Here is a 22,951-nt window from a genome sequence, read left to right as displayed (position 1 = left end):
CGCACAGGTGTTGGGTACGCCTATTCGGTCTTAAAGGGTGGTGGCATTAATCGCCATCAGCACCCGGCCAAGGACGGTCAGTTTCGCTTTGGCGCGGCTGGTGTCCCTGAGCAGGGTGGCGGCGTAGTCGGGGTTTTCGCAGCGCAGCAGCAGGCCTTCGCCGATGCGGCGCTCGACATGGCGCACGAGCGTTTGTCCGCCGTACGATAGCAGGTAGACGCCATTGCGATCGATTCGCGTCTGGCGGTCGTCGTAGAAAAAAGGGGCGCCGTCTCGGAGCAGGGGGGCCATTTCGTGTCCATGCATCACACCGTTCTTGCACGTGGAAGCGTTGCCGATGAGTAGTGCGAGCGCGCCCACCCAATCGGAGGACGGATCGAAATCGGGATCGAATTGGGAACGCAAGCGCGGTGTGAGCCGGTCGTAAGGACAGCTCTGTCGATGAGAGAGCAAACCGAGCAGCCAGTTCGCGTCGAGATTGAGCTGCAGCGACAACAGCGCCAGCGAACCGAGGTCGGGTAGTCCCGGATGGCTGGCGTCGACCCAGCGTGAAACGGTCTGCAGTGCGCGTCCGGTGATATCGCTGAGATAAGCCGCATGCTCGGAGTTGGGAATGTCGCGCGCCGCCAACTCGGCGAGCAGTCTGTTGCGTACGTTCGGCACCAGGCCCAGGTCGAGATTGCGCGCTTGTTCGCGGGTGAGGGGGACGCTACGCCGGGCTGGTTTCATGAGCCACTCCGATCCTGTCTGCATGGGAGATACAGAAAATTTTTAGCACTTGCTAAAGGCGCGGACGGAGAACGCATGCTCGCCGTACCTTCTTAGCATCCAACGAACTGGTCTGTGCAGTCAAGGTGATCCATGTTTTTCCGTGCACAGCGAGAGCAGTTGCTATTGACCCGTCAAACTGTGCGGTGTAGCCTCCAGAAGCATGTGGTGGCCGTGCTGCGGTGCTTTCCGATCGTGTGGGTTGTGCAATTGCTTCCGAATACCAGTGATGTGACCACGCCCCTGATGGGGCATTGCGGAGTAACCATCATGGAAAATATCCTTCACCTGACGGAGGTTCAGACGCTGAACCTCAACTTCCTTCTGACCATCCAGGCTTGCCTGAAACGGGACCGGCTCGCCGCCAGTTATCGGTTCCACCTTGATGCCGAGTGCGCTGCCATGCTGGATGAGATGAGCGCGAGCGACCTGGTCGCCCTGGCGCAGAACATGCCTCACGAGAGCTTGTTCCAGCCGATCGGCAACCTGCGCACATTGCTCGCTGCGCCGTGTGGCCTGGTCGTCACGTTGTGCACGGTCGGCATGGATCAGCGCCACGCCAAACCGCTGCAGGCTGTCGCTGCGGCGAAAAGCGCGTGAGATGTCAACATGGCGGCACACGAAGCCGAAAGGCTGATCCGCGCATTGCAGCTGGCCAAGGAGTGCGTCGATCTTGGCGCCAGGGTTGGCACGATATCCGAGGTGACGGGACTGCGTCCTTCGATGCTGCGCACATACTTCTTCCGTCATGGCGGTTCCACCAACGGCCGCCGGCCCGAGTCGAGTGACTGGATCCACTGGGGAAATCTCTGCATGAAGGCGGAAGCATCCGAGTTCGCCAGCATTTTTTCTCGGCTGCTCGATGAACACCGATGCGCGCCGGCCGATGCACTGGTGGCGGCGTACCGCATGTACGCGGAACGTTGCTCGCGCAGACCCGCATTGTCTTTCGACCGGGCCTTCTCGCTCGTCTCGGATTTGCGCGGTATCTGGATGCGCACCGAGCAGCGCCTCGCAATGTATCGCTGTCCCAAGTGCCAGGCGCGCTATGTGGCGGAGCTCGGTGCCCCGTCCCCCGGCGGTGTTGGCTGTGTGTTCTGCCACCTCCTGTTGCGGTATCGGCTCGACCCTCGGCTACAGGCGCACTTCGCGGGCAGGTGTGCCGGGCAGTTGGGCGGCACAGGGGCGGCCGACGCCGATCCTGAAAGAGGGGCGTAAACCGCAGTTTTTTGGATGGACGCTTCGGCGGTCGCGCTGGACACTGAGTGACCCCAACACCGGAGCGCCGCCATGCCGTTCGCCAACCTGATTGCGCGACTCGCGCGCGCCGCTCTGCGCAACGAGATGCGCGGCGATACCATCAAGCCCGAGGGGCGGTCCAGCCCGCCGTCCGGCACGGGGCAGGGAGAGCTTCGGTGCCGCGACATCGACGAACTGCTGGAAGAGCACAAGGATGTGATCGCCCGGATCAAACTGTGCTATGGCTGCGACAACGCCGCATTCCAAGCCGATCTGCTTGAACCGATCCGGGGCTACGCCGCCTACGTCAACGCGTTGCCCGCGACCCGGGCAGGCCATCACAGCGCTCCCTGCGGCCTGCTACGCCTGGGGCTCGAAGTAGCGTTCTATGCGCTGCAGGCGACCGACTCCCAGATCTTCGCCGGGCGCCAGACGATATCGAACCGCCGATTGCTGGAGCCGCGCTGGCGGCGTGCCACATTCATCGCCGGCTTGTGCTCGGAACTGCACCGGTGCCTGGGACATGCCGTCGTGCGTGACCTGCAGGGGCAGACCTGGCAACCGTACCTGTTGCCGCTGACTACCTGGTTGAAGCGGTGCCATGCGGACCGTTTCAGCGTGCAGTGGCTGCCAGGACCTGAGCAGCGCGCATTGGGCCTGTTCGCGCTCCCGATGATCGTTCCACCTGCGACCCTGGAGGATCTGGCGCAGAACAACGATGTGATCGTGCCGCACATGCTGGCCTCCATTTCGGGCATGGCTTCTTACCACGAACACAACGTCATGGACCAGCTGGTGCGCCACGCCGCCGCGCTCGTGATTAATCGCGAGCGGCGTGCGAAGGGCCAGGAAGGGGCGGAGGAGGAGCAGTCGATACACCTGGCACGCCACGTGGTCGAGGCCATGCGCGAGCTGGTGCTGACGGACCCTAACTGGCTCCCCAACGCCCCGCGCTCGCGCCTCTGGTATGGCCGGGATGGCCTGTATCTGGTGTGGCCCAACGGCGCAGCCGATATCCTACGGCTGTTGGCGGACGAGCGGCTACCGGGTGCCCCCGGCACCGCCCAGGCCGCTTTGGAGATTCTGGTCGGGGGAGGTGTCGTCCCGGAGACTTTCCGGGGCGGCTATCTCGTCAGAATTGCACCGCCGGGTGCCTGCGAGCCCATCAGCGCAGTGCCGATCGTATCGCCGGGCTTGTTGCTGGCGGAGGTGGAGCCGGCGCCAGCACCGCTGCCGCAGTGGCTGGAAGTGCGGAAGGAGCAGATGTGGCCATCGACGCCGCCGCGCAACACTGCACCGGGCGAAGCTTCATCGGAGGCGCAGTCTTCCTCAGGCCCCGGCAAGCAGGCGGCCCTCGAACCGAATGCCGCTCCGGAGGGGCACATCCAAGCTCCAGACCTCAATGACGGCCTGACCGAGATACAACGTACACCAAAAGCGAATCCAAAAGAAGGCAAGCGCCAAAATTCCGAGGTGCACCGGCAGCGTGCGGCAGGCCAGGAGGAGGTCAGAGAGCAGCCTCAGGGCCAAGCGGTCTTGCATGCGCCGCTGCGTCTGAACCGTACGGTCGCGCGGGCTTTGTCGGCCGTCGTCGATAGCTTGCGCGGGAAAGCTCCGCAATGCCGGGTCGTCGGCGACACGCTGTTTGTACCGTTGAGCTCATTGGCCGGCCATGGTATCGACGCGCGGCAGGCATGCAGGTCCCTGGGCGACGCCGGCATGCTGGAACCGGACCGTGACGGCGAGCTGGTGCGATCCGAGAATATTGAAGGGGTCCGGGTCGCGGGTCTGCACATCGGCGCGAGTTTCGTCTCCGGCTTCGGGGACGCGCGCGGGAACGACAAACTGCATAAGGAGCATGGCGATGTTGATGCGCAACTATGAGATGCCGTGGCGCAGCCCAATGGAGTTGGTGGCCAGCGCGGTGTGGGCGGCTAGCGCGATCGGAAGCCTGGCGCTCACGCCCGGCGCGATCCCTCCCATGCTGGGCAACTCCCTGCTGTCGCTCATGGTCCCCATGGCCTTGCTGCGCGCGCAGCAGGGCCTGCGCGTCATCGGCGTGCGGGCCGCACTGTCGGGCCGGGCGATGGAGATGATCAGCACGAAGGCGCTGGCCAAGCTGGCGCCCGATCCGGACAAGGTGGTGTTCGGGTTTGGCTTCGAATGGCAGCCTGTGCACTCCCAGCGGCTGTACGAGCTCGCCAAGATCGACTACCGCGAGCTGCGCATTCCGCCCACCGTATTGCGCTTGCTGGGCTATGTCGTCATTCCCCAGCCGGATGCGGAGATTGGCCTGCCGTACATCCACGGCGTGGAAAGCCGTGAACACGTGCTGTCGAGGCCCTTGCAGAATTTCGAGGGCGGGATGCTGGTGGTGGGCACCACGCAGTCGGGCAAAGGGGTTTGCCTGGGATGGCTGATTACCCAGGCGATCCGGCGCGGAGACGTGGTCATCATCCTCGACCCCAAGAATTCGAAACGGCTCAAACGTCTGGTGGAACGCGCCTGCGCCGACTACCGGGAGCCGGACGCCTTCCTCTGGTTCCATCCCGCATTTCCCGAAACGGGCGCGCGCCTGGACTTCACCTTCAACTGGCAGAAACCGACGGAAATCGCTTCCCGCATCCAGTCCATCCTGCCCCCGGATACTGCCGGCGCGTTCTCGGCCTTTGGCTGGGATGCGGTCAACGTCGTCACGCAAGGCATGGTGCGCCTGGAACGGCGGCCCAATCTGATGAAGCTGACCAAGTATATCGAGGCGGGCATTGAGCCGATCCTGCAGGAGACGCTGCAGCGCTACTTTGAAGAGCTGCTCGGACGCGGCTGGCGCACCAATCCAGATCTGGCGCGTTTGCTGGAGAAGGCGCGCAAGGGCGCCATCAAATCGTCGTCGCCGGGCGCGAGCCCGGAACTGCTGGCCTTTGTCGAGTACTACGAACACCATGTGCACGAGGCCCGGCACGACAAGGTGATTGATTCGCAAGTGCGGGTGTTCCGCCACAACCGGGAGCACTACCAGAAGATCACAGCAAATTTGCTGCCGATCCTGTCCATGCTGACATCCGGCGATCTGGGGCGCACGCTGTCCCCCGATCCGTTCGACGCCGACGACGACCGTCCCATCATGAACCTGGAGAAGATCGAGCGCGGCGGTCACGTGCTCTTGATGTGCCTCGATTCGCTGCCGGATCCGGCGGTGGCTTCCGCCATCGGCGCCATGTGCCTGGCTGACCTGGCGGCCCGCTCGGGCATCCGCTACAATCTGGGCGGATACCGGCGCATATCCCTATTTGTGGACGAGGTCTCCAATGTGATCAATCAGCCCCTGATCGAGATCATGAACAAGGGCGCCGAGGGCGGCATTTTCACCACCGTCGCCATGCAGACCATCGCCGATCTGGCCAAGCGCCTGGGTAGCCAGGAGGCGGCGCGCATGGCGCTGGGGAATCTGAACAATCTGATCGCCTTCCGCACGAAAGACCAGCCGACGCAGGAGTTCATCAACGAGACCTTCGGCGAGACCGCGATACACAGCATGAAGGTGGGGCGCAATACGGCGCGCGACGGTCATATCGGCGACTTCACAATGGTTGAGTCGACCCAGATCGCCGAGGAAATGAACGAGCTGGTCCCGACCTCCTTGCTGGGAAAACTGCCCAATCTGCAGTTCTTCGCGTCGGTGTCCGGCGGGCGCCTGTGCAAGGGGCGATTCGCGCTGCTCGATCCCGGCGAGACCGGCGAACCCAATGTGAAGGAGGCGGCACCATGATACGGGTCGTGACGATCGCTTCCCTGGTGTCACTGCTGATGCTGGTGCTGTACTTGCCGGCGGTGACCGACGCCACCGTCTACTACGCGCGCGTGCGGACCGAGCTTGCCGAGCAAGGGGCCGCATGGGGAAGGGGGCGATCGCATGACGCGTTGGCGGATGCCATGAACATGCTGGAGCGGCCGGCCGCGCCGCCGCTCATGCCCGTCTCGGATCGAAACCAGCGGAAGCCGATGACTGCCGGCGCGCGTCAATTCGAATCGCTTGGTCGTCGTATTTTGGACAGTGCGTACGTCCGCTCGTTCAATGGCCTCGTGCTGCTTGCCGTGTTTCGCCTGTCGACACTGGCGCAGCTGGCGCCGGGCTTCTATCTATTGGCCGGCGCCTGTCTGACCGACGGGCTGGTGCGGCGTTGGGTAAAGAGCCGCGAGTTCTCCCGCCACCACCCGGAAGTATGGACGGCGTGCGTCTGCGCCGCCTGGCTGGCGGTGTGCGCGGCGGTGATAGCGGCGGTCTTGCCGTACTCCCTGCCGGTTGTGCCCCTGCCCGTGCTGGCGGGCGTTGCGTGCCTGTGCGGCGGGATCGCGATCGCCAACTATCCCGCTGGCGCCGGGCGCGGCAGCGCGTTGGCTTGAGCGTGGCGCTGGTGCGGAAACGGGGCCCAAATCCGCGTCATTCCGGGGCGAGCTATCCGTGAAGCGCAGATACCATCATCACATCGCCTTCTACCACAGCATTTATCACGAGGTGCTTACCATGACGACCGCATACGCTCCAAGCGACAACAGCCCGGTGCTGGCGAAACAGAGGCTTGTGGTCCCGTCCTCCGACACGAGGGGAGGCACCGTGGGTACGCGTGTATGGCTGGACGAGTACGCTTTGCTGGAGACGCTCTACAACGACGCCGCGAATTGCTCGCCGAAGCTGCGTTACCCGGACCTGATCAGCGCCTGCGTTTCGCTGGTGTTTGCGGGCGAGACGCCCGAGCGGCGGATCTTCGCCTTTCTCCATACGCGGCTGGTGCTGCGCGACCAGGATACCGCGCGGCGACAGGAGGAGATGTGGCGTGAACAGTACGAGCTGCTGCTGGCGTTGCAGCGCTCCGGCTACAACAGCCATCCGAATCCCCAGTTCAAGCTGGACCACTTCACCACGGCCTGCGTCGCGCTGGCCATGGAGGAAGACAACGCAAAGGAGCGGCTGTTCGAGCAGGCGCGCCGCAATATCGCCGCGCGTCGCACCCCGGTCGCGCTGAAGTAACACTTAGCGCCCGCCGGGCGCGCACCCGACATGCACCTCGCCCGCCGCCATCGCGGGCCCACCCGAAGCCACCACGGCCCCGCCATTGACAGCGGGGGAGTTCGATACGGTTTCGCCGCGAGGTGATCATGCATCCTCTTCAACATAGTTTTGTTGCGCTGCTGTGGTGCGTGCCGGGCATGGCTTGCGCCTGCTGGGAGCAGGCAGCCGCCAGGCACGCGGTGCCGGCGGTGCTGCTGCGGGCCATCGCCCAGGCTGAATCGGGCATGGATCCGCTGGCGATCAACAAGGGGCACTACCACCTCACGCGGACGGTGGATATCGGCTACATGCAGGTCAATTCGGAACCGCGCATGCTGCGCAACCTCGGCGTGACAGAACGGACCTTGCTCGACCCTTGCACCAATATCGACGCAGGCGCGCGCATTCTTGCGGAGAAGATGGCGCGGTACGGCCGCACATGGGAAGCGGTGGGCGCCTATAACGCCTCCTGCGTCACGATGACGGTGCCCCAGTGCCTTCGTGTGCGCATGCGCTACGCATGGCGGGTGTACCGCGCCATGACCGGCGGACAGGCGCGCGACGCGGCGGCCGCAGCGCCAATGACGGCGAGGGCCGGGATCCGTTCAGTGAGCATGAAATGAGGCGCGCGTACATGTACCGGCTTTCAACGCGCGCCATGCTGGTGGGGATGCTGGCTTCCATTCTCTGGGGCTGCGCGCCATCGGGCCAGCGCCAGTCGCTGATACCTGTTCGGGAACCACACCGCGTCCTTTACCGCGTGGCGCAGCTGGGGCACGACGGTGCACGCCACTTTGTATTCTGCCTGGAGCCAGCTTGTCCTCAGGTGAACGCCAAGTCCTCGCCGCGGCCTGTGGCGGAGATCGAGCCATGAAGGCGTGGTGCATGCGGCGCCTGCGGCTGGCCAGGTGCGCGTGGTCGCGGCCGCGCGCCGCGCGCAGCAGTCACGGACGCCTACGCCGCCAGGCAATGGCGCGGGCGCCTCCCTTCGGAGCCGCCGCCCGGCGAACGCGCCGCCGGGGTGAGGGGCGCAGGCGCGGCGTATCCCAGGATGTCAAATGTGAAGGAGATTAGTATGCACGCAATAAATACATGGATGGCCAGACCCGGGCCATGGCGCGTACCGCGCAGGGCGTTCCACGCGTTGGGCCTGTTCGCGCTGATGCTGCTGGGGCTGATGTTCGCGGCACCCGGCCAGGCGATCGATCTGGTCACGTTCGGTGGTGTGAGCGGCCCGTTGACGTCGGCATTGACCCAGATGGCCGATCTTGCACCCGGCATCAAGGCGTTGGTGGGCTTCATCGGCTTCGTTGTTGCCTTGATTTCGCTCACCGCTTTGCGCAACTTCGGGCCGGTGCTGTTCTACATCGGTCTGGCTATCTTCGGTGCCGTGGGGCTCGTGATTGCCGGCGCGATCATGGGTGCGGTGATCTGAAGCGGAGGACGGGATGCTCGCCGATACCTATATTCCGCGCCGGTTGGACGATCAATGGAAGATCGGCCTGTGGGACGTCGATGTCGCGGCGCCCGTCCTCTTCATGATGGTGGTCGGCTATCTGGCCGGCTCGCTGCTGGGTTTTTCCGCAGCACTTGCGCTCGGCCTTTATCTGGCCCGCGCCATGTCGCGCCTCAAAGCGGACAAGCATCCCGCGTATGCGCTGCACTGGCTGTACTGGCATCTGCCCACCAATCCGATCAGTTCGATGCGCGCCACGCCGCCGTCGCACATCCGGCGCATGGTGGGATGAGGAGTGATTCATGGACAACACACGCTATCAGGACGATCTGCGCGAGTTGCGTGCGCGCATACGGGGGCAGCGGCTGGTGATCGGTGTGCTCTGCATGTGCCTGCTGGTCTCGCTGATGATCGCCTATTCCCTGGTCGGTGCGCAGCGCGTCGTGGTGACACCTCCCAACGTCACCAAGTCCTTTTGGGTGGCCGGTGAACGGGTGGGCAGCACCTATCTGGAGCAGATGGGCGGCTACGTCGCCTGGCTGGTGCTGGATGTGACGCCTTCCTCGATCAACTGGAAGAAGGAAACCTTGCTTGGCTTCGTGGCGCCCGCCGACTACCAGATGTTGAAGACGCGTCAGGAAGTGGAGGCGGAACGCCTGCGCAAAATGAACGCCGCCACCTACTTCTCCATCCAGCAGTTGGAACCGGACGAGGAGAAGCAGACGGTGTTGCTCACGGGGCGGCTTCGCACGCTCGTCAACGGACAGGAGACGTCCGTCCTGCAGAAACGCTACCAGGTGCGGTTCCAGTACCGCGGTGGACGCACCCATCTGGAAACATTCAAGGAGCTCGGGAATGAACCCTAGAACGGCAACAGCCATACTCGCGCTGTTGGCGCAGGCGGCCCTGGCGCAAGCCGGCCCCGCGCGCGAGGTACGCGATGGCGCGACCGTGGAGGCGGCCATCTCCACCGATGCCCCCACACGCATCCGGCTGGACGGCCAGCGCATCGTCAATGCGGTAGGCAATTTGCACTCAACCGCCAATTGCGAAGCCGGTCCGAGCGCAGCCTCGGCGCCTGCGGCGTCCCTGGCGGCCTCCGCCGTCAATCCGCGCGGCGACCTGGTCCTCAACTGCGATCTGGACAAAGGCGAGATTTTTGTCCGGCCTGCGGTAGGCGGCAGCGGGAAGCCCATCAGCTTGTTCGTCTCGTCGCAACGGGCGACCTATACGATGCTGCTGCGCCCGACAGCGATGCCGGCGGGGACCATCACGCTGCGCGACCGTACGGCGGCGGCCGAAGGGGCTCCGTCCATGTCGGCCAAGTCCGGCACTGCGCGCGCCTCGGGCCATGTGCGCGCCTTGAAGGCGATGTTGGCGGCCATGGCGGACGGACGCGCCATGGATGGCATGCAGGTTGAGCCGGCGGACATCCCCTATGCGCTGTGGGCGGAGGCGGACTTCCGCCTCATCCGCAAATACGAAGGGCGTGCCCTGGTGGGGGAGAGCTACCGCTTGCGCAACATCGGCACAGCGCCCATGGTTCTGGCCGAACAGGAGTTCGACCGGGACGGGGTCAACCTGATGGCGATCGCCATCGAGCAGCACACGCTGCGGCCCGGGGAGGCCACCCTGGTGCACGTTATCAAGGGAGGCAGGCCATGAAACTGCGTGAACAATGGCGTACGCTGCTGGCGCGCCTCAGTCCCCGCCGCCAGCAGTATCTGACGGCGACGGCGATCCTGGCCGGCGGCGTTGGCGTCATGTGGGCCGTGATGGCGTTCTCGGCATCCGATAAGCCCAAGCCGGCCCGGCGCGAGTCGGCCGGCAAGGAAAAGGTGATCGTCAAGCCAGACCAGACGGGCGTGGCGCCGCTGCGCGTCGACCCGCTCGACCAGTGGGTCGGTACCGCAGGCAAGGAGCTGGCGCAATACAAGGTGGACAAGGAGGCCCAGGAGCGTTTCAATGCCGACCGCAAGGCGAGCGAGGCGACCTTGATGGAGCGCCTTGCCGCACTGGAAGAGGGGCGCAATGAAACAGAGCCCGGCGGCGCTGTGCCATCGCCCACACCGGCGATGGCCACTCCACGCTTGCCTGCGCCTCCGGTATCCCAGGCGGCGTCCGGGCCCGGTCGCGCCGCGGCAAATGCCGATCCCGCCGAGACGCCTGGGCAGCCTCCACAAGGGGGCAACGCCATGGGCTATCCGCCCGGTTCGCCTGTGGGACCTGCGGGTGCGCCCGATGCGGCATCGCGTGCCCAGGCGCCCGAGCCGCCACCGGTACTGGTGCGTGTGACGCTGGCGCGCACCGGCGAGAAGTCGCGTACCGACGTCGGCACGGCTGCTCCGGGCGAAGAGCTAGAAAGCGACGGCGAGGGTGCCAAGCTCGATACCTATCTGCCGGTGGGTTTCATCCGGGGAGAATTGCTCAGTGGTTTGGCGGCACCAACCGGGGGCCAGGCCCAGAGCAATCCGCTGCCGGTGCTCATCCGGCTGAACGACAATGCGGTGCTGCCCAACCATTACCGGAGCGAGGTGCGCGAATGCTTTGTCGTCGCCTCAGGGTATGGCGACATCAGCGCCCAGCGCGCCTACCTTCGCACCGTGAACCTCTCCTGCGTGCGGCGCGACGGCAGGGCGATGGAAGTGAAGATCGATGGGAATGTACACGGGGAGGACGGCATGCTTGGCTTGCCGGGCCGCCTGGTGACCAAGCAGGGCCAACTGCTGGCCAACGCCCTGCGCGCCGGCATCGTGGGCGGCATCGGCCAGGGCTTTGCACAAGGGGGCAGCACCTTCACCGCCACGCCGTTCGGGACATTGGCCACGACGCAGGAGGGAACGGCCGACCAGCTTAAACGCGGCATGGCCGGCGGCGTCGGCCGCGCGCTCGACAACCTCGCCAACTACTACATCCGGCTCGCCGAACAAACCTTCCCTGTGATCGAGGTGGGCGCCAAGCGGCAGGTGGACATTGTGCTGACCAAAGGCGTGCGTCTGCCGCCGCTGGGCAAGGAGATCGAAGATGCGCACGACGATTAGCTGCATTGCCTTCATCCTCTGCGCCGCGGTGCGGCCAGCCCTGGCGGGCGACGCCGAGAGCACGCTGCTGGCGCAACTGCGCAAGCAGTATCCCTCCACCAGGTTCGACCGCGTCCAGCGTACGCCCATTCCGCGCCTGTACGAAGTGCGGATGGGTTCGAACGTCGCCTTCGTGGACAGGGCCAACCTGCGGTACATGGTGTTCGGCCATATGGTCGACGTGCGCAGCATGCGCGACCTGACGGCCGAGCGCATGCACAAGGCGCCGGCAGCGGACGCACACGCGGGAGACGCCAGCGGGAAAGAGACTTCCGTGGACATCAAGACGTTGCCGTTGGCGGACGCCGTGCCGCTTGTGCTGGGGACGGGTGCGCGCCAACTGGTGGTGTTCACCGATCCCGGCTGTGGGTACTGCCGGCAGCTGGACAAGTCGCTGCGCGGCCTGCGCGACGTCACCATCCACCACTTCATCGTCCCGTTCCAGGGGACGGCCCTGCCGGAGGCGATATTGTGCGCGCCCGACCGTGCTGCTGCATACGCCAGGGCCATGGCGCAAGAGGTAGTGCAGGGCGCAACTGGCACCGGCTGCGCCAAAACGCTGGAACGCAATCTGGTCCTGGCCTCGCGCCTGGGCGTCCGCGCCACGCCCGCGCTGCTGTTCGCGGACGGCCGGAAGATCGCGGGCGTGCTCTCCGGTGAAGAGATCGAGGCGCGTCTGGCCGCCGCGGCCGGTGCGAAACAGGAAAGGAATCGCGATGCAACTCCCCTCTAAAATCTACGATGCAGCTACGCGATGCATCGCGGGCACCGCCGCCACGCTGGCCTTGTCTGGCTGCGGCAACATGTCCGGCCTTGACGGGTCCTCCGAGTTTTCCTGCAAGGCGCCCAAGGGCGTGCATTGCGAGTCGGTGTCGGGCAATTATCACAACCGTGCCGGCCAGGCGACCGGAACTTCTCCACCAGCCGCTGCCCAGGCTGGCGACGATGCCCCGAAGGTGGTGGGCGCCGCGCCGCGCGGTATGGAGCCGGCCATGCTGCGCTCGCCGACCCGGATCGTGCGCCTCTGGGTGAAAGCCTGGGAGGACAGCGACCGCGACCTGATGGATCAATCCTACGTCTACGTCCGCATCGACGACGGCAACTGGCGCATGGCCCATGTGCAGAAGGCCGCCAGGGAAGCTCTGCCGTCGCCGCGCCCGCCGTCGCCGGCGCCATCGGAGAAGGCAGCCGGCCAGGCGCCGCTGGCCAATGGCGGCGACGGCGCCCAGCCCACGCCGGTCAACCCCGAGCAGCCCGTGCTGCCGGGCTTTAACCCGCCAGCCGTCGCACGCTGACCGCAATCCGGAGAGAAGACATGTTTGAGAACACCACAACCCTGTTCGACGGCGGGCCGCGCCATGTGCTCGATTGGCTCGGATTGCGCGCCGCCGATGACAATCCCCAGGACCAGTTCGCGTCCTGGCTGCCGTATGGTGGCTATGTCGAGTCCAACCGTATATTTGTCAACCGTAACGGCTGCCTGGGCTTTGTGCTGGACGTGCTGCCGCAGTGCGGCGCCGACGAACGGATGGTCGAGGTTCTTGTCAGTCTGTACAACACCTGTCCGACCGGAACAGGCATCCAGTTCCACCTGTTCGGCGCGCCCACCGTGCGCTCCCTGCTGTGCGAATATGCCAATTTGCGCGTGGAGGACGCCGACCAGTACGAGATGAGCGCGGAGTACGGCCGTCCGGCACGCAACCGCAATCTGTTTCGCAAGCTCGCGCGCCAGCGCGTGCGGCACCTGATCGATGGCGCGCACCGCTCCCTGACGCCGGCGCATCATTTCACGTTGCGCGACTTTAAACTGATGGTCAGCGTCACCATACCGGGCGACGGAGACGACCAGGAAAGGGTACGAACGCTGTGTGCCCTGCGCGATTCCATTGCGGTCACGCTGGCCTCGGCGTCGTTTCCCAACCGCCCAAGCGACGCCGACGGCCTGATCAACTGGTGTGCCCAGTTCACCAACCCGGACCGCATGGCGCGCGCGGAGCTGTCCGACCTGCACTATGACCAGGGGCGGGAGATTCGCGATCAGATTGTCGATATCGACACCATCCAGGACGAGCGGCCGGATTCCATCTGGTTCTCGAGGCTGTCGGACACGCAGCCGCTGGAAGCGCGCTTTCTATCGATCAAATCGTTCCCCAAAGAATTCGCGCTGTGGCAGATGGGCGGCCTGATCGGCGACGTGATGCAGCCGCCCCTGCAGTACTGCGCACCTTTCCTGCTGACGATGGGTGTGCACATCCTCGACCAGGCGGAATCGCGCGGAGCGGTTACCGCGAATCATTTTCGCGCCAACCAGAACGCCGACAGCAAACTGGCGGCCATCATGCCGGACGTGGAGCAGAAGCGTCAGGACTGGAAGGCTGCCGCCGACGCGATTGACGCGGGCGGACGGATGGTGTCGATGTACCATCAGCTGGCGTTGTTCACGTCGCCCGGAAACGCCGCATCGGCGTGCGAGGCTGCGCGCGCGCTGTGGCGGGCAAGGGGCTTCGAACTGAACGCCGACATCTTCAAGCAGCGCCAGGCGCTCCTTGCAAGCTTGCCGATGACCCTCTCGCCGGCTTTTCACGGCGACCTGCGCAAGATGCGCCGCGTCACGCGCAAGACCACCGCCAACGCCATCCATCTGGCTCCCTTGATCGCTGAATGGCGCGGTACGCGCACGCCAACGCTGGTGCTGGCCGGCAGGCGCGGACAAGTCACAACGCTCGACCTGTACGACAACGACCTGGGCAATTTCAACGCGGCGATCGTCGGCGCTCCCGGCTCCGGTAAATCGGTGCTGCTCAACGAACTTGCTTGGTCGTACCGGTCCGTGGGTGCCAAGGTGTGGATGATGGACCTCGGCCGCTCCTTCGAAAAACTGTGCCGCAAGGCGAATGGGACCTATATCGAGTTCAGGCAGGGCATCGACATCAACCTGAATCCCTTCTCGACCATCAACGACATCCGCGAAGACATGGATATGCTGGTCCCCGCGATCTCCAAGATGTGCTCAATGCAAAGCCGTCTGGACGAGGTTCAATACAAGGCGATTTCCGCTGTGCTGTTGCGCCTGTGGACCGAGTACGGCCGCGACGTGACGATGACGGCCATGCGCGACGCCTTCAAGTCCGGCTGCATTCCGGACCTTGGCGTCAAGGACGACCAGCGCGTTAGGGACCTGGCCATCATGCTCAACCCTTATTCGAAGGACGGACAGTACGCCCGCTTCTTCGAAGGACGCAACAACGTCGACTTCAGCAACGACTTCATCGTGATCGAGAACGAGGAGCTCAAGCGGCGCCCCGACCTGCACGCGGTGGTCAACATTTTGCTGATGTACCAGATTACGGCGGAGATGTACCTGACGCGCAACCGCAAGAAGCTGCTTATCATGGATGAACTGAAGCAGCAACTGGGCGAGATCGGTAGCGACGATCCGGTCAAGGCGGCCGTGGTCGAGGAGGCGGCGCGGCGCGCGCGCAAATATGGCGGCGCGCTGGTCACCGCGACGCAGGGCGCCGACGACTACTACGGATCCGTACAAATGGAGGCGGCATTCAATTGCTCAGACTGGGTGTTCCTGCTGCGGCAGAAGCCGGAGTCCATCGAACTGCTGGACCGCAAGGGCCGGCTGTTGATGGACGCCGCCAAGAAGCGATTGCTCAATTCGCTGCGTACGGAATCGGGCGCCTACGCCGAGATGTATGTGTCCTCCCCGGTCGGTGAGGGTGTGGCCCGGCTGGTGCTCGATCCGGCGACGCACTTGCTGTTTTCCAACAAGATCGAGGACAACAAGCCGATCGACGCGCTCAGGGCCAGGGGGTATAGCATCGACGAGGCGATCAGCCAGGTGCTGGCCGAGCGGGGGATAAGATGAGAGCCATGCTGATTCAGACTCTGCTCGCGCTGGCGATCAGTGTCGCTGCGCTCGCGGCCTACCACCGCTGGATAACGCCCAGGATGCAGTCGATTGGCGTCGTCGATGCCGTGCGGGTCTTCAAGGAAGAGGAGGGGCGGCACCTGCAGGCGCTGGCCGCCGGCGGCGACGATGTGCAGCGGGCCAGGGCTCTGGAGTCCGCACGGCGCTTCAGCACGGGCTTCCCTGCTCAACTGGAAGGTCTGGAGAGCGAATGCGCCTGCATCGTGCTGGAGCGGTCGGCACTGGTGGCCGTGCCTGACCATGTGCTGGATCTGACGCCGCTGCTGCGGCAACGGGTGCGGCCATGAGATCCGTCTGGACAGGCTTTCTGCGCGAGCTGCGCGGGCACTGGGTGCTCTACACGGTGTTTTCTGCGATCTGGACATTGGCGACGGTGCGTTTGCTGGTCGACCCGGTTCCGCGCCTGCCCTTGCTGTTCAACGTCACCCCCAGCCTGCCCTATCTGGTGGCGGTGGTGGACTACCGCGCGAGCTCGCCGCAGCGTGGCGACTATGTGATCTTCGCGTTCCACGGCGACGCGGTGCGTCATTTTCCCGGTTTGCGGGGGCAACCTTTTTTCAAGCGGGTCGGCGGAGCGGCGGGCGACCGCGTCGAGGTTCGGGAGCGCACGGTACGCATCAATGGGGTCCGGGTGGGCCAGGCAAAGCGGTTCGCCTCCACGACCCGCCTTGCTTTGGAGCCGATCGCCGCCACGGTGATACCGCCCGGCTATCTGTACATGCAGGGATTGGACGCGGACAGTTTCGATTCGCGATACCGGCTGTGCGGGCTTGTGCCCGCGCGCGACGTGCTGGCGGTGGTCAGGCCGCTGTTCTGAGGAGAAGACGATGGGCATGGTATCGAGATCACGGGCAACCGCGCTGGCGCCGACCGTGGTGCTGACCGTGGCGCTGGCCGTGGCGGTATCGGCGCCGCCGGCACGGGGCGTCAACCTGGGCGTCATCGGTCCCGTGTACAACATCGGGGAGGAAGACATGCTGGCCATGATCGAGCGGCGGCTGCGCGAGAAGCAAGCCAGCGGCGAGCTGGCGGCGGTGCGCGAACAGGCTGTTGCACGCGGCAGGCGCGCGGTGACCGATCCTCCGCCGTTGGCCCTGCCGGCGGCGCGTGCCGCACGGACGCACTACATCGATCCGAGCTTCGTTCTGGATCGCGACGTGAGGGACGCGTCCGGTGCGCTGATGTTCGCGGCCGGCACGCGCGCCAATCCGCTCGACATCGTGCCGATGCCGCGCCGCCTGCTGTTTTTCGACGGCAGGGACGCGCGCCAGGTCGCGTTGGCGGCGCGTCTGATGGGCAGGTACGCGGGTGGGATCAAGCCCGTCCTGACCGGAGGGTCGTATCTGGCCCTCGCGCGCTCGTGGCGCATGCCGGTGTATTACGACCAGCAGGGACTGTTGACGCGGCGGCTTTCCGTCGCCAGCGTGCCGGCGCTCGTGTCGCAGGAGGGCAGGCGCCTGCGCGTGGACGAACTGGTGCCCGACGACCGCGCCCTTAGCGGGGAGGCGAGATGATGGCGACGCCACTGATCGCTATGCCGCGCGGACTGCATGGACTGCGCGGCAAGCCGAGGCTCTGGCCGTGCCGGATCCGGTCCTGGCTGTTCGCGGTGGCCGTGCTGGCGGCGGCGTCGGGAGCAGGGGCGCAAAGTACTTGCACCGGCCGCTTCCCCAATCCGCTCACCGACATCTGCTGGAGCTGCATCATGCCCGTTTCGCTGGGAGGCGGCACGTTGGCCGATATCGGCGGGCAGGAGGACATTCCCAATCCCGGCTCGCCGCTCTGCTCTTGCGGCGTGAACCCGACGGTGGGGCTGTCGATCGGCTTTTGGGAGCCGGTGCGCCACGTGGAGGTGGTGCGGCGCCCGTTCTGCCTGGCATCGCTCGGTGGCGTCGATCTCAATCCCGGCATCGCCGCGCCCGGCGCCGGCCGTTCGGTGGACGCCGGCGGCGACCAGAACAGTTTTTATCAGGCCCATTTCTACGCCAACCCGGTGCTGTTCTGGCTGAACGTTGTGGCCGATTTTCCCTGCCTGGAAAAGGGTTCGTTCGACATCGCCTACATGACGGAAGTCGATCCGTTGTGGAACGACGACGAACTGACGCTGATTTTGAACCCGGAGGCGGTGCTGTTCGCCAACCCTGTCGCCCAGGCGGCGTGCTCGGCCGACTGTGTCGCGGCGACGGCGGGCTTCCCCCGGCCGGAGCTGTTCTGGTGCGCGGGCTGTCAGGGAAGCATGTATCCGCTCGACGGCCACGTTACCTATCACATGGGAGGCGTACGCACCGCAGAACTGCTGGCGCAGCGCCTCACGGCCAAATTGCACCGCGAGCTGCTCGCCTGGGGGCGGCATGGCGCGCCGGGACTGTGCGGGCCGTATTTCCTGCCGGTGATGGACAAGCGCGCCTACAAGCTCCAGCTGACCTATCCGGTGCCGGCCACCGCCAAGGACGCGGGCAAGTGCTGCCAGCCGTTCGGGCGCAGCACCGTGCTGTGGGGCGCCGGCAAGGAGTATCCGGTACGCGGCGAGGACTTCGCATTCATGCTGTTTCGAAAGGGGAACTGCTGTGTGGGCTTTTAATTCATCCTGCCGTCTGTGTCCGGTTCTGATCCTCATGCTGGGGGCCGCGCAGGCGCAGCCGGCGGCATCGGGTGGCTCCGCCGGCACCTCGCCGCAAGCCACGCATCAGATCGATCAGCTGCCCAGGCCCGCCGCAGCCGCGCGTTCCGAAGTCGACATTGAGTCGCTCGCGCGCAGATACGAGGCCGCAGGCGTGGGCAAGCCGGCGCCCGCCGGGAAGGCACGTCTGCTTGTGTTTGTCAGCCTGACCATGCGCGACGGGGCGTTGCGGCGCCTGATGGCCGATGGCGAGCGCGCCGGCGCGGTGTTGCTGTTGCGCGGACTGGAAGGCGGGTCTCTGCGCACGACCACCGAGCGCGTACGCCGGCTGTCCGGGGGGCGGCCGGGTGCCATCCAGATCGACCCGAAGGCCTTCCTCACCTACGGGGTGCGGCATGTGCCCGTCTTCGTCGTGGCGAGGAATGACGGCCAGGCGATTCCCTGCAATGAAGCGCGCTGCGCCGCGCCGGATGGCTTCGTGTCGGTGGCCGGCGACGTCACTATCGACTACGCGCTGCGGCATGTGGCGTCCAGCGCCCCGGCGTTCGCGGCGCACGCGCGGCACCTGCTGCAGCGCCTGGAGCGATCGCCATGAGCGCAACGTCCCGCCTCTTTGTCTGGCTGACCCTGTGCGCGTTGCTGACGGCGCAGGTACGCCACGCGCTGGCACAATCCGAAGACATGGCGGCCGCGCGCGCCGCCAATCTGGCGGCCAAGGGCGCCGTGAACGCCGGGCAGGCCGCCGCCGTCGTCCCAGGCTACGGCGCCGGCGCGCCGCAGACGTCGCTGTACGGTCAGACCGATCTTTCCGGAAAAGCCAATGAGTTGCTGGCGCGCTGCGCCGTATCGGACGATCCCGTGACGTGCGAGGCGATCCGCAACGCGGCGAGCTCCGCCGCGACGCCGCGCCCGCCGGTAGCCGCAACCGACCCGCAGGTTGCCGCCGCCGCGGCCGTCGCGCGCGATCCGATCGGCGCGCAGCCGCACTTTGGAGGATGGTATGCGGGCTGCCCCGGGCCAGGCCCATGTGCTCCCAATACCTTCTGCCTTGGAAGCCAGTGCTTCGATACGTCCCAGGTGGACGATCCCGATTTTGCGCAGGCGATGAGCTATCTCGAAGCGGCGCGCGAGGCCGGCGTCTACATGGAACCGGGGAGCTTGCGGGTGTTCGCAGGGGAGGACAACCGCTGCCGCGAGCGCCTGCTGCAGAACTGCTGCCGGAGCAATGCTGCTGGTGCCGGTCACAACAACGGGTCGCTGTTCGGGATCGGTTCCCGCCTGGTGTACGACGTGTTGATGAACTCGAACAACCGCAGCTTCATCGCGGCGGGCATCAAGGCCATGCTGACGAGCCACGGATTCTCCGGCACGTTCACCAGCTACGGCGTGACGGTCGCGGTGAACGGGGTGGCGTTGCCGGCCGGATCCGTGACCATTGCCGCCGGTGATAGCATCGTGGTCGCGTTTTCCCCCTGGTCGCTGGCGATCACGGTGGTCTTCATGGTAGTGACGTCGATGATGTCGTGCAGCGCGGCGGAAGGGCAGTTGTCGATGAAGGAAGGCGCGCGGCTGTGCCGTAGCAACGGCACGTGGTGTTCGCAATGCATCAGGGTGCTGGGCAGATGCGTGACCTGCATCGAAAAAACCACGTCGAAGTGCTGCTTCAACTCCGTGCTGGCCCGCATCCTGAACGAGCAGGGAAAAGCCCAGCTCGGCATGGGTTGGGGAGCGCCGCAAAACCCCTTGTGCGACGGATTCAGCATAGCGCAGCTGCAGGCGCTCGATTTCTCCAAGTTCGATTTGTCCGAGTTCTATGCCTCGATCTCGCCGGACTTGCCCGATACCGAGGCGTTGAAAAGTGCTGCGGCGGCGCGCGCGCCCCAATGCTACGCGGGAGGTGGAAAATGCTAAAGCCAGTATGGTTATTGACGGCGGTGGTCGCCTTGCAGTTGGCCGACGCCCATGCGCAGACCGGGCCGGTGCCTCGCACTCCGGTGGAGCGGTTCGAGCCGCTGCTGCACGCTGCGCTGCGCTCTCCTGACGGCGCGGCGCACGGCGTGCTGACGGGACCTGTCGCCGCAGCCATCTCGCGCCGGTTCAATACCCCGGCACCCATCCAGATCGACGTGGCGACCTTGCTTCGCTACGCGCAGGAAGGCTGCGCCCGGCTTCGGGTCGATGTCACGCAGCAGAGAGTTCGTCTCCCGTCCTCGGCCGGCGCGGCGGCACAGCATGTGCGTTTCGAGCTGAACTATTGCACCGATGGCCAGCCGCCTCGCACATTGGCCGTACGGGGGCAGCGATGAGATGGCCGGCGGCACTGGCGGCGGGCATGGCGCTGGTCGCCTCGGCGCAGCCTGGGGACGCGTCTGCGCCGGCGGCGGCCCGCGTCGTTGGGATCGACCCGCGCACCGGCTGGCACTTTCATCTCGATCCCGCGCCGGAGAAACCGGTGAAGGCAGCGCGGCGGCCGGTGCGGAAGGAGAGCGACCCCCTCGAGGCGATGGCGCGGTTCCGGCAACTGCAAAGGGACCTGGAGGAGCGGCGCGTGCTGGCGGTGATCGATCCCAACGAGGCCAATGTTCGGCGCTACATGGAGTTGGAGGCGCGGGTGGTGGGCAAAGCTTCGCTGTTCGCCGACATCGCCCAGCGTATCGCCTGGACCAATCCCGAACTGGACCCGTCCACCCAAGGCCGACCGGTGAACGCGGCGGCGCTGGAAGTGTTCGAGCAGCAGCGCGCCCGCGAGCGCGGCGTGGTGCTGGGCCGGGTTGCGCGGGAACACGTCCTGATGTTTTTCTTCCGGGGCGATTGCGGCTACTGCCACGCGATGGCGCCGGCGCTGGATGCATTTCGGCGCCGGTACGGTATTCGCGTGATGTCGGTCAGCGCCGACGGTGGGTCCCTGCCTGGATTCCCCGACGCCCGCGCCGACAACGGCGTGCTGCAGGCATTGAAGGTGCGCCAATTCCCGGCGCTGTACCTGGCGCAACCGTTCAGCGGCCGGATCGAGCCGGTCGGTTTTGGCGTGCTCTCCGAAGCGCAGCTGGCCGAGAGGATCGTCGCGTTGGCAGGCACACAGAGTGGGGCTGGGCAGGGCGCTTTGAATTTCTTGACGGAACGACCATAGGAGGAAATCATGGAATTGATGGCGAAACTCGTTGTTGTCGCAGGGCTGGGCGCGATGTGCTGCAGTGCGCGGGCGGGAGATCTGAACGCCGCAGTGGAGAGTATGTTCAACGACCTGGGCGCGATCGGCAACTACACCGCGCCGGGCGCTTTCAAGGGCCAGGTCTTCAATACCTACAGTGGCGGCTCGTTGATGCTGCGCAGCCAGAACAAAACGTATCAGCTGATGGCGTTGGATTTGCCTTCCATGAAGGCCGGATGCGGCGGCATCGACGCCTTTGGCGGATCCTTCTCGCATATCTCGGCGGCCGAGTTCAAGAATATGCTCAAGGGCATAACGGCGGCGCTTCCTGGCGTCGCCTTCCAGCTGGCGCTTGAGTCGGTTTCGCCCCTGCTTGGAGGCATAACCAAGTGGACCAAGAACCTGGAAAGCATGCTCACCAACGCCAACATCAGCACCTGTAACACTGCCAAGTCACTAGTCAGTTCGGCTATGGAATCCACCGGCGTAAGCACCGACAAGCTGTGCGAGGATCTGGCTGTGTCGCTGGGGCTGGAATCGGACTACGCGGCGGCGAAGGTCCGCTGCCAGACGGGTAAGCCATCGGTGCTGGCAGCGGCGCGCTCTTCGTCGGACCCGAAGGTCCGGAACAAGGCGCCCTTTGTCGGAAACCTCACTTGGAAGGCACTCAAGTTGACTGGCAGTAGCCTGAGCGATGAGGAACGAGAGTTAATCATGAGTCTGGTCGGAACGGTCATCTTCCACGAGGGAGACCGTGATTCCGAACCCATTTCCCCCACCATCAGTTCCATAAACCGTCTGCTCTATGGCAGCGCGGCGGCAGCGGGAGGGAAGGTGGTTCAGGAAGTTCTGAAGTGCGGCGACTATGCTGAATGCAATACGGTCACAGTCGATTACCACTACATGCACACACCTTTCACCGTCAAGGTCGAGCAATTGATGCGTTCCATCGCAGGGAAGATTCTGAGCCGGACTCCAATTCCCAACAATTCAGTAGAAATCGGCTTTGTGAACCAGACAACCGAGCCGGTGTATCGCATGCTTTCCGTGGCAACGTCGGTGCCAACCGCAGACCTCACAGACGACTTGATCGGCCGGTTTCGCGAGCTGATCGCAGCGGACTACGCGTATGTGTTCCTGGAGAAGAACCTGCGGGTCGGCATAAATGCGCTTGATAAGGATTACCTGCTGGATTCTCAGCAGTTGGATCGTGCCAAGGATCTACGGCAGCGCGCACAGGATGTGCTCACGCAACTATCTAGGGAGAAGCAGCTAATACACCAGCGCGTAGGCTCGATCAATGTAATTGCGAGTGCGATCGAGCAGGCCGAGCGGCAAATGCGGAGCAGCATGCCACAGCACGTGATCGACATGCTGGGCCGTCGGGCAGCCTGGCAAAAGTGACGTCTTGATGATGAATACCAGAGGGGGCTGCGATGTGGGAAATTTATGCCTACCAAAATAATGACAGCCTGTTTGGCATACTCAACGCCATCGCTGCCATAACGGGTGCCGGCTCGTACGCCAGCGCACTCGGCATTGTCTGAACCGGACCGGAAATCTGGGAGGCTCCAACATCTGAGAGAATGGAGCCATGAAACGAAAATCCACGAAGTTTTCCCCCGAAGTGATGGAGCGCGCTGTGCG

At 65.0% G+C, this 22,951-nt stretch carries 26 protein-coding genes; 25 read left to right on the top strand and 1 reads right to left on the bottom strand.

Going from position 1 to position 22,951, the window contains the following annotated elements; genetic code table 11:
• Positions 1-30 precede the first annotated feature (30 nt).
• A complete protein-coding gene (locus AC6H42_RS10990; RefSeq protein WP_497548040.1) occupies positions 31-729 on the bottom strand; it encodes a S24 family peptidase in 699 nt (232 codons plus the stop codon).
• A 309-nt stretch (positions 730-1,038) separates the two neighbouring features.
• Here AC6H42_RS10990 and AC6H42_RS10985 point away from each other — a divergent pair, with 309 nt between their 5' ends.
• The 25 genes from AC6H42_RS10985 (at position 1,039) to AC6H42_RS10865 (ending at position 22,708) form a co-directional block, all read left to right on the top strand.
• Entirely contained in the window at positions 1,039-1,368 is a 330-nt protein-coding gene (locus AC6H42_RS10985) for a flagellar transcriptional regulator FlhD (RefSeq protein WP_497548039.1), read from the top strand.
• Positions 1,369-1,377: 9 nt separating this feature from the next.
• Positions 1,378-1,986, top strand: a complete 609-nt coding sequence (locus tag AC6H42_RS10980) for a FlhC family transcriptional regulator (RefSeq protein ID WP_497548038.1) — start codon at positions 1,378-1,380, stop codon at positions 1,984-1,986.
• A gap of 72 nt (positions 1,987-2,058) precedes the next feature.
• Complete coding sequence (mobH, locus tag AC6H42_RS10975; protein WP_497548037.1) at positions 2,059-3,891, top strand: MobH family relaxase; 1,833 nt, start codon at positions 2,059-2,061, stop codon at positions 3,889-3,891.
• A complete protein-coding gene (gene traD, locus AC6H42_RS10970) occupies positions 3,866-5,776 on the top strand; it encodes a conjugative transfer system coupling protein TraD (protein WP_497548036.1) in 1,911 nt (636 codons plus the stop codon). The genes mobH and traD overlap by 26 nt, the downstream gene beginning before the upstream one ends.
• Positions 5,773-6,411, top strand: coding sequence for an IncC plasmid conjugative DNA transfer DtrJ family protein (locus AC6H42_RS10965; RefSeq protein ID WP_497548035.1), 639 nt, complete (start codon positions 5,773-5,775; stop codon positions 6,409-6,411). The genes traD and AC6H42_RS10965 overlap by 4 nt, the downstream gene beginning before the upstream one ends.
• Positions 6,412-6,622: 211 nt before the next feature.
• Positions 6,623-7,036, top strand: a complete 414-nt coding sequence (locus AC6H42_RS10960; RefSeq protein WP_497548034.1) for a hypothetical protein — start codon at positions 6,623-6,625, stop codon at positions 7,034-7,036.
• 128 nt (positions 7,037-7,164) lie between these two features.
• Positions 7,165-7,680, top strand: coding sequence for a lytic transglycosylase domain-containing protein (locus AC6H42_RS10955; protein WP_497548033.1), 516 nt, complete (start codon positions 7,165-7,167; stop codon positions 7,678-7,680).
• Positions 7,681-7,691: 11 nt separating this feature from the next.
• The gene (locus AC6H42_RS10950) at positions 7,692-7,931 is read left to right on the top strand and encodes a hypothetical protein (RefSeq protein ID WP_497548032.1); all 240 of its coding nucleotides are present in this window, start codon (positions 7,692-7,694) and stop codon (positions 7,929-7,931) included.
• A 201-nt stretch (positions 7,932-8,132) separates the two neighbouring features.
• Positions 8,133-8,492 (top strand): hypothetical protein, encoded by a 360-nt coding sequence (locus AC6H42_RS10945; protein ID WP_497548031.1) that lies wholly within the window; start codon positions 8,133-8,135, stop codon positions 8,490-8,492.
• Between the two features lie 13 nt (positions 8,493-8,505).
• Positions 8,506-8,805: a type IV conjugative transfer system protein TraL gene (gene traL, locus AC6H42_RS10940; RefSeq protein ID WP_497548030.1), complete on the top strand. Its 300-nt coding sequence runs from the start codon at positions 8,506-8,508 to the stop codon at positions 8,803-8,805.
• Between the two features lie 10 nt (positions 8,806-8,815).
• Entirely contained in the window at positions 8,816-9,379 is a 564-nt protein-coding gene (traE, locus tag AC6H42_RS10935; protein ID WP_497548029.1) for a type IV conjugative transfer system protein TraE, read from the top strand.
• Positions 9,369-10,178 carry a TraK domain-containing protein gene (locus AC6H42_RS10930; RefSeq protein ID WP_497548028.1) on the top strand — a complete coding sequence of 270 codons (810 nt, stop codon included), beginning with the start codon at positions 9,369-9,371 and terminating at the stop codon, positions 10,176-10,178. The genes traE and AC6H42_RS10930 overlap by 11 nt, the downstream gene beginning before the upstream one ends.
• Positions 10,175-11,554: a TraB/TrbI/VirB10 family type IV secretion system protein gene (locus AC6H42_RS10925; protein WP_497548027.1), complete on the top strand. Its 1,380-nt coding sequence runs from the start codon at positions 10,175-10,177 to the stop codon at positions 11,552-11,554. The genes AC6H42_RS10930 and AC6H42_RS10925 overlap by 4 nt, the downstream gene beginning before the upstream one ends.
• Entirely contained in the window at positions 11,538-12,326 is a 789-nt protein-coding gene (locus AC6H42_RS10920) for a DsbC family protein (protein ID WP_497548026.1), read from the top strand. Before AC6H42_RS10925 ends, AC6H42_RS10920 begins: the two co-directional genes overlap by 17 nt.
• Complete coding sequence (locus tag AC6H42_RS10915; RefSeq protein WP_497548025.1) at positions 12,310-12,888, top strand: TraV family lipoprotein; 579 nt, start codon at positions 12,310-12,312, stop codon at positions 12,886-12,888. The genes AC6H42_RS10920 and AC6H42_RS10915 overlap by 17 nt, the downstream gene beginning before the upstream one ends.
• Positions 12,889-12,908: 20 nt before the next feature.
• Positions 12,909-15,470 (top strand): type IV secretion system protein TraC, encoded by a 2,562-nt coding sequence (gene traC / locus AC6H42_RS10910; RefSeq protein WP_497548024.1) that lies wholly within the window; start codon positions 12,909-12,911, stop codon positions 15,468-15,470.
• Between the two features lie 5 nt (positions 15,471-15,475).
• Positions 15,476-15,820, top strand: a complete 345-nt coding sequence (locus tag AC6H42_RS10905; RefSeq protein ID WP_497548023.1) for a hypothetical protein — start codon at positions 15,476-15,478, stop codon at positions 15,818-15,820.
• Positions 15,817-16,350: a conjugative transfer signal peptidase TraF gene (traF, locus tag AC6H42_RS10900; protein WP_497548022.1), complete on the top strand. Its 534-nt coding sequence runs from the start codon at positions 15,817-15,819 to the stop codon at positions 16,348-16,350. The genes AC6H42_RS10905 and traF (AC6H42_RS10900) overlap by 4 nt, the downstream gene beginning before the upstream one ends.
• A gap of 10 nt (positions 16,351-16,360) precedes the next feature.
• Positions 16,361-17,047: a type-F conjugative transfer system protein TraW gene (traW, locus tag AC6H42_RS10895; protein ID WP_497548021.1), complete on the top strand. Its 687-nt coding sequence runs from the start codon at positions 16,361-16,363 to the stop codon at positions 17,045-17,047.
• On the top strand, positions 17,044-18,114 hold the full coding sequence (gene traU / locus AC6H42_RS10890; protein ID WP_497548020.1) for a conjugal transfer pilus assembly protein TraU: 1,071 nt from the start codon (positions 17,044-17,046) through the stop codon (positions 18,112-18,114). Before traW ends, traU begins: the two co-directional genes overlap by 4 nt.
• 34 nt (positions 18,115-18,148) lie before the next feature.
• Positions 18,149-18,748, top strand: coding sequence for a type-F conjugative transfer system pilin assembly protein TrbC (gene trbC, locus AC6H42_RS10885; RefSeq protein WP_497548019.1), 600 nt, complete (start codon positions 18,149-18,151; stop codon positions 18,746-18,748).
• Complete coding sequence (gene traN / locus AC6H42_RS10880) at positions 18,745-20,064, top strand: conjugal transfer protein TraN (protein ID WP_497548018.1); 1,320 nt, start codon at positions 18,745-18,747, stop codon at positions 20,062-20,064. The genes trbC and traN overlap by 4 nt, the downstream gene beginning before the upstream one ends.
• Complete coding sequence (locus AC6H42_RS10875) at positions 20,058-20,459, top strand: hypothetical protein (RefSeq protein WP_497548017.1); 402 nt, start codon at positions 20,058-20,060, stop codon at positions 20,457-20,459. The genes traN and AC6H42_RS10875 overlap by 7 nt, the downstream gene beginning before the upstream one ends.
• A gap of 26 nt (positions 20,460-20,485) precedes the next feature.
• The gene (gene traF / locus AC6H42_RS10870) at positions 20,486-21,283 is read left to right on the top strand and encodes a conjugal transfer protein TraF (protein WP_497548016.1); all 798 of its coding nucleotides are present in this window, start codon (positions 20,486-20,488) and stop codon (positions 21,281-21,283) included.
• Between the two features lie 9 nt (positions 21,284-21,292).
• Positions 21,293-22,708 (top strand): conjugal transfer protein TraH, encoded by a 1,416-nt coding sequence (locus AC6H42_RS10865; RefSeq protein WP_497548015.1) that lies wholly within the window; start codon positions 21,293-21,295, stop codon positions 22,706-22,708.
• The last annotated feature ends 243 nt before the right edge of the window (positions 22,709-22,951 follow it).

Source organism: Massilia sp. NBRC 108631 (assembly GCF_059704565.1).
The sequence above is the reverse complement of the archived record's forward strand: the minus strand, read 5'-3'. Positions and strand labels throughout refer to the sequence as shown.